Annotated in this window: 9 protein-coding genes and 1 pseudogene; 4 read left to right on the top strand and 6 right to left on the bottom strand. The window is 55.3% G+C overall.

Annotated features, from left to right (window positions below; genetic code table 11):
* The 6 genes and pseudogenes from ACR0LN_RS14350 to ACR0LN_RS14325 all read right to left on the bottom strand — a co-directional run.
* Positions 1-200: pseudogene (locus ACR0LN_RS14350) on the bottom strand (hypothetical protein); the annotation flags it as partial.
* A gap of 548 nt (positions 201-748) precedes the next feature.
* Positions 749-1837, bottom strand: coding sequence for an adenylate/guanylate cyclase domain-containing protein (locus tag ACR0LN_RS14345; protein WP_480430529.1), 1089 nt, complete (start codon positions 1835-1837; stop codon positions 749-751).
* Between the two features lie 8 nt (positions 1838-1845).
* Positions 1846-2217, bottom strand: a complete 372-nt coding sequence (locus tag ACR0LN_RS14340; RefSeq protein ID WP_480430527.1) for a response regulator — start codon at positions 2215-2217, stop codon at positions 1846-1848.
* 2 nt (positions 2218-2219) lie between these two features.
* Positions 2220-3797 carry a sensor histidine kinase gene (locus tag ACR0LN_RS14335; RefSeq protein WP_480430526.1) on the bottom strand — a complete coding sequence of 526 codons (1578 nt, stop codon included), beginning with the start codon at positions 3795-3797 and terminating at the stop codon, positions 2220-2222.
* Between the two features lie 445 nt (positions 3798-4242).
* The gene (locus tag ACR0LN_RS14330) at positions 4243-5883 is read right to left on the bottom strand and encodes a GMC family oxidoreductase (protein ID WP_480430525.1); all 1641 of its coding nucleotides are present in this window, start codon (positions 5881-5883) and stop codon (positions 4243-4245) included.
* A gap of 10 nt (positions 5884-5893) precedes the next feature.
* Positions 5894-6994, bottom strand: a complete 1101-nt coding sequence (locus ACR0LN_RS14325) for a LacI family DNA-binding transcriptional regulator (RefSeq protein ID WP_480430523.1) — start codon at positions 6992-6994, stop codon at positions 5894-5896.
* Between the two features lie 165 nt (positions 6995-7159).
* On the opposite strand from ACR0LN_RS14325, the gene ACR0LN_RS14320 reads away from it, so the two are divergent.
* The 4 genes from ACR0LN_RS14320 (at position 7160) to ACR0LN_RS14305 (ending at position 12220) form a co-directional block, all read left to right on the top strand.
* Positions 7160-8626, top strand: coding sequence for an aldehyde dehydrogenase family protein (locus tag ACR0LN_RS14320; RefSeq protein WP_480430521.1), 1467 nt, complete (start codon positions 7160-7162; stop codon positions 8624-8626).
* A 54-nt stretch (positions 8627-8680) separates the two neighbouring features.
* Positions 8681-9655: an ABC transporter substrate-binding protein gene (locus tag ACR0LN_RS14315; protein ID WP_480430519.1), complete on the top strand. Its 975-nt coding sequence runs from the start codon at positions 8681-8683 to the stop codon at positions 9653-9655.
* A gap of 67 nt (positions 9656-9722) precedes the next feature.
* The gene (locus tag ACR0LN_RS14310; protein WP_480430518.1) at positions 9723-11258 is read left to right on the top strand and encodes a sugar ABC transporter ATP-binding protein; all 1536 of its coding nucleotides are present in this window, start codon (positions 9723-9725) and stop codon (positions 11256-11258) included.
* A complete protein-coding gene (locus ACR0LN_RS14305) occupies positions 11243-12220 on the top strand; it encodes an ABC transporter permease (protein WP_480430516.1) in 978 nt (325 codons plus the stop codon). The genes ACR0LN_RS14310 and ACR0LN_RS14305 overlap by 16 nt, the downstream gene beginning before the upstream one ends.
* Positions 12221-12223: the final 3 nt, after the last annotated feature.

Here is a 12223-nt window from a genome sequence, read left to right as displayed (position 1 = left end):
ATTTGGGAGCGCGTTTGCCAAGGCGCCGGTAACCCAAACAGTGGACGACTTTTGCTCCGCCCAATGGCAGACTTTCTCACCGCCGTTGACATACCTAGGTTTATGACATCCACGCCTTTGGCAGCTAAAGCCCCCGCACGCGCCAGAACGGCAAAGGCATTTTCCTCGCCAATGCGGTCGAAATTCGCGACTGTTTGCATGCCGGTCCACTTTGCTGTTTTACTCTAGTTTTTGCGGATTGCACGTGGGTTGGCAAGATGCGGTGCAACGGAAAACTCTACACTGCTTGCTGGCCCGTAGGGGACGGCGGCTTGGTCCGCGCAGCAGACACAAAATCAATTTTGCCGATTGGCCGCATCGAGTCCAAAACAACAGATTTATTGTTTGCATTGAAAACCTGTGTTTCAAAAGGGATAGCACGACGCGACCATTTGTCGATCGTATGTCTTGTCGGATTAAATTGTTCTGACGGTCGTGTCAGAAAAACTTGGGTTGTGACGGGCACACCTGCCGTTCCGATGACGAGAACGCGAGATGCAGCATTTCGGGCGTGTGAGGGGGTTGCAGAAATTCGCTGCTGCACACTCTTTGGTCTACAACCACTTTAACCTGGATAAACCTTTCACCAACCGGAGCACCTTTAAGTTAACACGCATCGCCGCTCTCGCAATGTGGCGTAAACTTTGCACTGGATAGAGGGCAGTTATACCGGCATAGCTGAGACTGGTTTGAATTGATTGACAGCAACTTAAATCAGTAGCCGAAACACAGGAACCTTACCTGCCAGTCCTTTGAATTCCTGATCCCTCAAAAATTGTGTTTTCTTGGATGTTCCTAACGCTTCAACAATCGACGCATCGACTAGTGTTTCGGCAGCCTCCGCGTGTTCACATAGGCGAGCTGCAAGGTTTGGTACTTCTCCAATGGCTGCATAGTCGAACCGACCTTCAAATCCGATACAGCCAATAGTGGTTTCACCCTTGGCGATACCTATTCCGAGACCTAAGCCCGATCCCCCCTTTTGAAAGGGACCAAGCGCGTTTGCGACAGCGACATGCAGCTCGCTCGCAAAGGTGACAGCCTGGCCCGCAGGATCGCGTGCCGGCAGCGGGGCATTAAATAGAACAACGATACCGTCGCCTAAGAAACGCTCAAGTGTGCCCTGATGTCGTTCAATCAATGGTCCAACGCAATTGTGAAATACGTTGAGGGCTTCCAGCACTACTCGAGGCTCAGAGGCTTCCGTAAAAGCCGAGAATCCCCTTAGATCTGCAAACAAAACGACGATGTCCGCTCTTCGGTTCTTAAGAATAGCACTGTCGTCACCAACCGAAATAATTTCTTCTGCCACTTGCCTTGGTAGGAAACGGCGCAAGCGATTGAACCGCTCAATCTGATTAATCTGTTGATTTACTCGTTTTTCGAGTTCCTTGTTCCAGCTCTGCACCTCGTCATGCAAAGCTTTTATTCGAAGCATTGAACGTACACGAGCAATGAGAGCGATGGTGTCGACTGGTTTGGTGAGATAGTCATTTGCACCAGCCTCAAGCCCTTGCACCATATCTTCAGTGTTCGAACGAGCTGTTACCAGAACTACCGGAATAAAGGGGATTAGGGGGTCCATTCTCAACCTTCGACAGACTTCGAAACCGTCCAGCTTAGGCATCATTACGTCTAGCAAGATCAAGTCGGGCAAAAAATCAATAGCTTTTTCTAGCGCGTCTTCGCCATCTATGGCCTCGGCGGTACTATAACCATTCGCGTTAAGGCGCATTGTCAGCAGGTTGCGATTGTCTTGCTGGTCATCGACAATCAAAATGAGTGGTGGGTCTTTCATTTTATCATTCAGACCTCTCCAACGAACGTTATGACTTTGGCTAGCAGAGCACGCGGACTGTAGGGCTTGGCAACATAATCATCGCATCCGGCTTCCCGTGCTTTTGTTTCGTCGCCAGACAAGGCAAAGGATGTTACCGCGATGATTGGAATGTTCGCGCCTTTGGGATGCTTCTTTATCCGGCGAGTGGCATCGTAACCGTCTAATTCTGGCATCTGAATATCCATCAAGATTAGATCGGGCTTTTCAGCAATCGCTCGATCTACTCCTTGCGCTCCGTTTTCGGCCTCTAGCACTTCGAAGCCGTGACTTCCTAGAAGGTCTCGAAGTATGCGTCTGTTGTCGGTCTGGTCTTCTATAACAAGTATTCTTTTAGACATGCTCAGCTCCTCGTAACCTGGACGGGGAGTACAACAGTGAATGTCGAACCGTTGCCAAGGCTGCTGGCGACTTCAATTCGCCCACCGTGCATTTCTGCGATCTTTCGAGAGATAGACAGACCAAGGCCAGTACCCCCGGCGGCACGCGTAGATGAAGCGTCAGCTTGCTTGAATTCCAGGAAAACCTCATCAATTTGCTCTGCGGCAATTCCAACTCCCGTATCAATTACGGTTACTACAAACCGCCGATTATGGTGCGCCAAGTTTATTTCGACGTAACCCTTGTCAGTGAACTTTACGGCATTTCCGACGATGTTAAGTAAGACCTGTCTAATGCGCCCAGCGTCGCCATGCCCAGCGGGAAGTCCGCTTTCTAATTTGGTTCGGACTTCCAGTTCCTTGCTTGCTGCGATGGGTTTAATCGTGGAAACAACGTCTTTGAGGATCTCAGACATCGAATATGTGTCCAGTGTCAGTTCGAGTGCTCCGGCTTCAATCTTTGCAATATCAAGAACATCGTTGATCAATGACAGTAGGATTTTACCATTCACTTCCACCCGATGCAGCGGATCGTCGATTTTTTTGGGCACCGGGCCATAAATTCCGTCCCGGATCATTTCTGTGTATCCGAGGATCGAATTCATCGGAGTTCGCAATTCATGACTCATATTGGCGAGAAATTGCGACTTATGCAGGTTTGCAGTCTCAAGCTCATCGTACAGCGTGCCCAAACGCTCTGTCATACGATTGGCGCTGCGAGCGAGATCTCCAAGCTCGTCGGTGCTATTAATACTTGCTCGGGCGGTAAAATCGCCTTGAGCAACTTTTCTTAGCGTGACCCGGATTCGCTCAATCGTACGGATCAATGATTTGCTGATCAGGAAACCAAGCGAAATAGCAATAACGACTGCAATCCCAGCTGAGACAAGCACAATTCGCCGTGATTGATAAAACGCGTTTTGGTTAACTAATGCTTTCGAGCGCATACCGTCGCGCAAAAGCAGGTATCGTTTCTCTATGAGATTGTCCAAAGACTTAATTATTGGGACCAGTTGCAACTCGAATATTGATTTGGCAACTACAATCTGTCCAGCTTCATATTGCTCAACGATATCAAGTCCTATTCGTTTTATTTCTTGAGTTTTTCGCGACACTTCCGCGATTTCATCGTTCGAAAAAAGGCGGAGATCCGGTCGGTCCCTTGTCTCGATGAGATGACCAAGCGACTGAATAACATGCAGCTTATCTTTAAAAAAGCGTGCACTGTCGCCAAGCATGGTGTTGCCTCCAGTCTCGGCAAATATCGCTGTTCCATTCAACCAGATTTCTTGCAGACTGCTATCAAACACCTTTAGATTTGATAGCCGTACCTGATCTTGAAGCAACTCAGCAGTTCGAAGGTTCGCTTTGCGCAACTCAGATAGCCCGGTGAACGCCAAAATTAGCATTAACCCGACAATTCCAAGTAATGCGACCAGCAACTTGGTTCTTATCTTTATGTGAAACCCGCTGGGTGAACTGGCAGAGGTTACATTTGGGCTATCTGCGGCTTTCACGAAATCAGAAGTTTCGGCAGTCATGCAATCGGTCCCGACAGTATTGATCGGATATGCAATTGATTAATTATGCATCAGAAATGCCAGAACGCAAAACCATTGAAAAAACTCAGGAAAGTTGAATAGTTATGCCTATGGGGAAAAGCGTCTTGTGAATTGGAACTTTCGGCTCGTTACCGACACTTGCTTCTACCAGTATGAAATCCCGCTGTTGGAAGATACACCTTACAATGCTGCGGTGTTTCCATATCTGGTAGCCACTTTTGGGGTGAGGTCGATGGCACTCAACATGCGTCCGAAAGTGCTGGAAGCCATTTTAAAGAAACGCCCAAACAGTAGCCCAAAAACAAATGGCTAGACAATTGGGTGAGTATCGGTGTGCAGCCAGCCTTTAAAGAAGCCTCGAGCGCAAACTTTTCTATCGTAACAGTTTTTGTCGCTTGGGCCAAAGCGAAACCGCAGCTACAATCTAGGTCGCTCTAGTCACCTGCAACTTTTCGCAATTTCCTAGGATCAGGTCAGCGCACCGTTCGCCCAGCATCATGGCAGGTGCGTTTGTGTTGCCGGCGTTGATGTCGGGCACGGCTGACATGTCGCACACCCGCAGGCTCTCGATCCCGCGCACACGCATCCTGGCGTCCAGCACGGCCATTCCGTCGCCGTCCCGGCCCATTTTGGCGGTGCCCGCAGGGTGATAGTTGGTTTTTACGAACCGCTTGCAGTGTGCTCGCAGCGTTTGGTCGTCATCCCCTGTCGGAATGACGATTTCGCGGATCCTTTGCGCGAGCGGGCCCGACGCGAATGCTTGACGAAAGAACCGCTGCCCCTGGATCATCTCCTGCATGTCGTCTTCATGCTTCAGAAGGTTGGGCGAGACCACCGGCATGGCGAGAGGATCGGTCGAGCGAAGCCGAACCTCTCCGCGTGATTTCGGTTTGACTACGACGGTCGTAACGGTCAGGCCAAAGTCATCCTGCACCTCGTCCAGCGCGTCGCGATCCAGATAGACGATGGGCACGCAAAAGGCTTGAATGGTCGGTTCTCCATCGGGGTTAGACGGATTGACGAAGGCACCAGCTTCGACCCCGGCCGAAGTCACCGGGCCGCTGCCGAACAGTTTGAACTGTATGCCGTTGCGAAGCATCCGCCAGCCCTCACCTTGTTTGAAATATCCGTATGGACCGTTGGCAAAGGCAGTGATGGGAACTTCGGGGTGGTCGATCAGGTTCTGACCGACCCCGGGCAGTGGGCAGGCCACGGGAATACCGTATTCGGCAAGATGTGCATCCGGTCCGATACCCGACAGCATTAGAATTTTCGGTGTGACCAGAGCGCCCGCCGCAAGGACAACCTCACCATCACACCGCACGGTGTGCGACCCGCGTTTGTCGCGATACTGCACCCCGACGGCCCTTTCGTTTTCGATGATGACTTTGCTGACCGTTGCGCCAAGCCGGATGGTCAAGTTCGGGTTTGTCTCAAGTGGGGCGAGGAAAGCATAGGCTGACGAGCTGCGCTTTCCGGCACGATTGGTGAACTGATAGAACCCGACACCGCGCTGCGTTGCGCCATTGAAGTCCGTGTTGAATGGTTCACCAAGTGCCTGCACCGACTGAACGAACCAACGGGACATGTCGTCGATATACCCCGGATCCGAGACCTGCACCGGACCGTCGCTGCCATGCAGGTCATTGTGAAGCCTGTTGTTGTCTTCCATCCTGCGGAAATAGGGCAGCACATCGTCCCATCCCCAACCGACCCCGTCGTTGGTCCGTCGCAGCAGGTCGTCCCACGCGTCATAGTCGGAAGGGCGACCGCGCATGTAGACCTGCGCATTCACTGACGACCCGCCGCCCAGTACGTTGGCCTGCGGAATGTCATGCACGCGGCCGTCCAGGTGGTCTTGCGGTTCGGTCTGGTGGTAGGTCATGAACTTGGACCCGTTGATCATCTTGAAAATACCCGGCGGCATGTCCAGCAACGGATGGCGGTGCGAATGCCCGGCCTCCAGCACCACAACCCTGCACTTGCCGTGGTTGACCAGTCGCGCGGCAGCTGCGGCACCGGCAGAGCCGCCGCCGATGACGATGTGATCGAAAGTTTCCGTCATGATGTCGCCTTCAGGTCCGGCGTTTGGGTTCGCTGATCGAGTCGCGCTCGACCAGTTCGCATTCAAGTTTCACGAGTGGGTGCCTCCGACCATCTGTCGGCCCGTGGAACAGCTGTTCGACGACCCAGCGTCCCATCGCCCGGGTGGGAAGGATCATCGAGGTCAGAGGCGGCGACAGGTGTCGCGCGGTTTCGTCATCGTCAAATCCGATGACCGAGATGTCCTCGGGGATGGACAGGCCAAGTTCCTTGAGCGCCTCATAGCAACCGATTGCCATGCGGTCATTCTGACAGAAAATGGCGGTTGGCGGAGAGGGCAGGTCCATCAATTCACGCGTGGCGGCATATCCGGCGCTGGGCAACCAATTGCCTTCGACAACCAAGTCCTCGTCGAATGGAATGTCCGCGGAAGCCAAGGCGTTTCTGTACCCGGTTGTTCGTCCCGCGGCGCATTCCATGAACGGCTCGCCGGTGATAGTGGCGATCCGTTTGTGCCCGGCCTTGATCAGAGCGTTGGTCGCCGTATGTCCAGCAGCGACTTCGCCGGGGATCACCGCAGGAAAAGAGAGGTCGTCGCAAAAGCAGTTCAGCAGCAGAACTGGGGTTGCGGTTTGCGTGAGGATTTCCGGAACGACCACCCGCCGGGTGAAAACGGTTGCGTAAATGATGCCCGCAACCTGTTGGTCGAGGAAATACCGGAGCGTATTGGGCTCGATCTCGGGGTCGTTTTGGGTTTCTGCCAGCAATACAAGATTTCCGGTGTCCCGAACGGCTTGTTTCACGCCGTTAAACGCGTTTACCATTTCAGGGCTCGACGCCAGATCATCCACGACAAAAGCTATGGTGCCGCCTAGTGCCGAGGGTCGACGCGCGCTGTCCTGGGGTTTCCTGAGTTGAGGGGACATGGCGTATCCAAGCGTGTTTGCGGCATCCAGTACTCGTTGCTTTGTGTCCTCGGAGATTTTGACGGAATCGTTTTTGTTGAGAACCAGCGATACCGTCGTCTGCGAGCATCCGGCGACGCGCGCAATGTCGTGCATCGTTACGCGCTGCCGGCCCGCGACTCGCCCCACACCCCTGTGCTGCCCGGCTTTGTTCGCTTGATCGTTCATCGTTCAACCTTTTTGTTCGCATTCTTTTTATCGACTATGCGGGAGGCTTGCAACTAATATTAGTCAGAAATAACTAATATTAGTGTTGACGAAATAATATTATTAGTGTTTTGATCGCAGTGCGGTCGCCGTTGTGGTCTGGCCGAGCAGGTGCGGGAGGCGAAATTGCAGTCTGTAGTGGGGGGGTTGGGTCAAGTCGTTCGGCATTCGATGTTCATCGATGGCCGCTTTACCGACTTTGGCGCGGACACGGTTGGTGTCGAGAACCCTGCAAGTGAAGAGATCGTTGCGCAAGTTCCAGATGGCGCAACCGCTCATGCGGATGCGGCGGTCGACGCGGCCCATCGGGCATTTGACTCATGGTCCTCGCGCCCGGCGATCGAGCGGGCGCGGCTGGTCCTGAAGCTCGCCGAGGCCGTCCGGGTCGACGCCACGCGGCTGGCAGCCCTGATCACGACCGAGCAGGGCAAGCCGATCTCGCAAGCTCGAGGTGAAGTGGATGCCGCCGTTACCTTTCTTTGTCATGCGGCTGAAGAGGCCCGGAGGATTTCGGGTGACATAGTGGCATCGGACAACAAGTCCGAGGAAATTCAGATCCGGCGTCATCCTTATGGGGTTGTTGTTGCGTTGACGGCCTGGAACTATCCGTTGGCATTGGCCGCCAGGAAAATCGGGCCTTCGCTGGTCGCGGGCAACACCGTTGTTCTGTTGGGGCACGAAATCACGCCGCTGTCCGGTCTTGCGATCGCCGAGCTTGCCGACAAGGTCGGGTTTCCGCCGGGTGTTCTGAATGTTCTGACAGGCAAGGGGCCGGTGGTCGGGCAGCGGTTGGTCGAACACCCCGATACGTCACTGATCACGATGACCGGCAGCACACGCGCCGGGAAAGAGATTTTTCGCGCAGCGGCCAACCGGATCAAGGTTGTCCGGCTCGAGCTTGGCGGTAAGGCTCCGCTCATTGTGATGGAGGATGCGGATATTGACGCCGCCGTTTCGGCCGCCGTTGCCGCACGGTTTGCCAATTGCGGCCAGATTTGCACCTGCAACGAGCGTATGTATCTGCATCGCGGCATTGCGGATCAGTTCTTGGAAAAATTCGTGTCCGCGGCCCGCGCTTTGTCGATCGGGGATCCGATGGAAGACTGCGATTTGGGTCCCAAAGTCAGCAAGGCCGAAGTGACCAAGGTCGCCGAGATCATCCAGCGCAGCATCGACGAAGGAGCCACGGTTCATCTTGCAGGCGGGCCCCTGACGGACGGGGCGCACCATAAGGGGCACTGGATGTCCCCGACGGTTCTTGAGGTCTCAGACAACGGCAATGCCGCGATGCAAGAGGAGGTCTTTGGCCCCGTGGCGACAGCCATGCGAGTCGAGGATTTTGATCAGGCGATAGACTTTGCGAACGACACATCATTCGGGCTGTCTGCCTATCTCTTTACGGCATCGCACCGGCGATTGATGGAGGCCCCGAACCGTTTGAATTTTGGCGAATTGTACCTGAACCGCTCCAATGGCGAGGCCGTGCAGGGATTTCACACCGGTTGGGGTCTGTCCGGGGTTGGGGGCGAAGACGGCGCTTATGGCTTCGATGGGTATCTGAGGAAACAAACGACTTACATGAATTGGGCATGACCTAATACTCGCGGTCAAAACGGAGGCGACCGCACCAATGGAGGAGGAATAACCATGAAACGCAGAACTCTTTTGATCTCGACGGTTGTGGCGGGTGCACTTTTGGGCACCACGGTGATCGCGCAGGATTTGCCACAGCTTGAGCAGAAGGATCGCTACAAAGTCGGCTTTGCGCAGATGGAGTCGAACAACCCGTGGCGCATCGCCGAGACCAAATCGTTCCATGACACGGCCGAAGCCTGTGGCTGGGATCTGATCGCGACGGATGCGGCCGGATCTGCGGCAAAGCAGGTTGCGGATGTGGACAGCATGATCGCCCAAGGCATCGACGTTCTGTTCCTTCCCCCGCGGGAAGAAAAGCCTTTGATCCCAGCCGTTATGAAGGCCCGTGCTGCGGGAATCCCGACCTTTTTGGTGGACCGCTCGGTTGATCCGGCCGTAGCCAAGCCTGGCGAGCATTTCGTAGCGTTCCTGGGGTCGGATTTCATCGATCAGGGCAACCGGGCGGCACAATGGCTGATGGAGAATTTCGACGGCGACAAGGGCGTCATCGTCCAGTTGGAAGGCACGACTGGTTCTTCGCCTGCAAATGACCGCAAAAAGGGTTTCGACGACGCGATTGCAGAGGATGACCGCTTTGCGATTGTGGCTTCTCAGACCGGTGACTTTGCGCGCGACCTGGGTCGTCAGGTGATGGAGACCCTGCTGCAGGCGCATCCCGACGTGAACGTGGTCTACGCCCACAATGACGAAATGGCGATTGGCGCGATCCAGGCTCTGGAACTGGCCGGCCGCAAGCCCGGCGAGGACGTGACCATTGTTTCGATCGATGGGACACGCGATGCGCTTCAGGCTATCATCGATGGCAAGATGGGAGTCACGGTGGAAAGCTCGCCCTTCTTCGGTCCTCTGGCTTGTGAAGTCATGAACAAATACGCGGCTGGCGAGACGATCCCGGAATGGGTGAAAGTCGAAGATCGCATCTTTACCAAGGATAACGCGGCCGATCACATCGACGAAGCCTATTGATTCTCCCTGGCGGGTGGTGCTGGCCTGTGGTTGGCGCCGCCTGCAAGCAATCGGAGGAAGACATCTCATGAATGCGCTCGTCTCGATGTCGAGAGTTGAAAAGTCTTTTGCCGGCGTACCGGCACTGAGTCAGGCCAGCCTGAAGATCGCAGCTGGCGAGGTTCACGCGCTGATCGGCCAGAACGGTGCCGGTAAATCGACGATGATCAAAGTTCTGACCGGAGTTTACGACCGGGATGCCGGCGACGTCCATCTGGCGGGTGTGCCAAGCTGCATTTCTACCCCACGCGAAGCGCAGGAATCCGGAATTGCCACGATCTATCAAGAGCTCAACCTGGTGCCGCTGCGGTCAGTGACCGAGAACATCATCATGGGGTACGAGCCCAAACGTCTCGGCTTTCTGGTCGACTGGCGCGAGGGCGACAGGCGCGCACGCGAGGTTCTTGCGCGCTTTGGCATAGATATTGACGTGACCGAGCCGCTGGGAAATTTCTCGACAGCGATCCAGCAGTTGGTTGCGATTGCGCGGGCTGTTTCTCTGGACGCGAAACTTGTCATCATGGACGAACCCACGTCGTCGCTGGATGCCAGCGAGGTCGAGGTTTTGTTCGGTGTGGTGCGCGAGTTGAAGAAACAGGGCGTGTCCGTTCTGTATGTCTCGCATTTCCTCGATGAGCTGTTCCAAATCTGCGATCGGGTTACAACGATGCGAGACGGGCGCACCGTCAGCACGCGTACCGTCAAGGACACGACCAAACTGGAAATGATCGCGGACATGCTGGGCCGCAACACGGATGAGATCGCGGCGGACGGTCTAACTGACTTTGCGGGTGCCAAGGCCAAGAAAGGAGATATCGTTTTGCGGGCTGACTCTGTTTCGACAGGCCCGCGATTGACGCATTTCGACCTTACGCTCCACCGCGGCGAAATCGTTGGGCTGGGCGGGTTGCTGGGCTCTGGCCGGACCGAGGCGGCGCGCGCTTTGTTCGGAGTGGACGGGGCCCGCAGTGGCGCGATCGAGTTGCATGGCTCGGTCGGGCAACCGCCCGGACCGGGTGACGCGATCGCAAACGGGGTCGGCTTTCTGACCGAAGATCGCAAGGCCGAAGGGATCATTCCTGACATGTCCGTTCGCGAAAATATGACGCTGGCCCTGCTGCCGAAACTGGCCAGTCGCGGTCAAATCGACTTTGCCCGCGAGCGCGAGATCGTTCAGGCCTTCATCGACGATCTGGGCATCAAGGCGGCGCATATGGACCAACCCATTCGCGAATTGTCCGGCGGCAACCAGCAGAAGGTGCTGCTTGCTCGTTGGCTGGCGACGCAACCCGACATCCTGATACTCGACGAGCCGACCCGAGGCGTGGATGTCGGCGCCAAGCGAGAAATCCAATCGTTTATTCGGTCTTACGTCGAGAAGGGGTTCGGCGTCGTCCTCATCAGTTCGGAATTCGAAGAACTGGTGGAAGGCGCCGACCGCATCGTAGTCATGCATGAGGGGCGCTCGGTTAAGGAACTGACCAACCCCGGGATTACCGAGAACATACTGGTGCGCGCGCTTGCGCATAATGAAGAAGGAACTGGTTCATGGACCGCGCAATGAAGTTGCCGCAACGGGTCGCATCGATGCCCTTCCGCTTTCACGGCGGTATCGCCGCGTTGGTCGCCCTGCTGGTGTTCAACGCGTTTTTCACCCCCAATTTCCTGCAGTTGCAGACCCTGTTTGTGAATATCAGCCAGGTTGCCACTATCGCCATCGTGGCCATGGGCATGACGCTGGTAATCGCCACGGGTGGGATCGATCTGTCGGTTGGTGCGGTCATGGCACTGGCGGGGGCGCTGGCCCCGCTGATCTTTCTGTCGGATCTGGGCGCCGCTAATCCGATGCTAGGCGTAACTTTGGCCATTGTCCTGCCGCTGTTCGTCGCGGGGCTATGCGGGGTGTTCAACGGCGTGATGGTTGCCGTATTGAACGTGCAGCCCATTGTGGCAACGCTCATTCTCTTCATCTCTGGTCGCGGTATTGCCCAAGTTTTGACGAACGGAAACCTGCAGACATTTTCAAACCCTTCATTCAGTTATCTTGGAACCGGCAAGGTGTTTGGCTTGCCGTTCCAAGGTTGGCTGGCGCTGGCCATTGCCTGTGTGCTGTTTTGGGTGATCACCAGAACCACATGGGGCCGTTACCTGCTAGCCATCGGCGGCAATGAACGCGCGGCCTATCTGTCGGGTGGTCCTGTCCGACGGGTCAAGATCGGGGCTTATGCCATCTGCGCGGTGCTTGCGGGCCTGGCCGGTCTGATCGTGGTTGCTATCAACTCGGCCTCGGACGCTGCGCGCAACGGCAATCTGATGGAGCTTGATGCCATCGCGGCCGCGGTTGTTGGCGGTGCTCTTTTACAAGGCGGGCGGGCGCCGATCTTTGGTGCCATACTGGGAGCCGTCATCATCCAATTGGTCAAATATACGTTGTTGGCCAACGGGGTAGAGGACGAAGTTGCATTAATCGCCAAGGCCGTCATCATTATCCTGGCCGTTTGGGTTCAGCAGTTCCGGAGGGCTTGACTG

The organism is Ruegeria sp. AA6 (assembly GCF_056542865.1).
The sequence above is the reverse complement of the archived record's forward strand: the minus strand, read 5'-3'. Positions and strand labels throughout refer to the sequence as shown.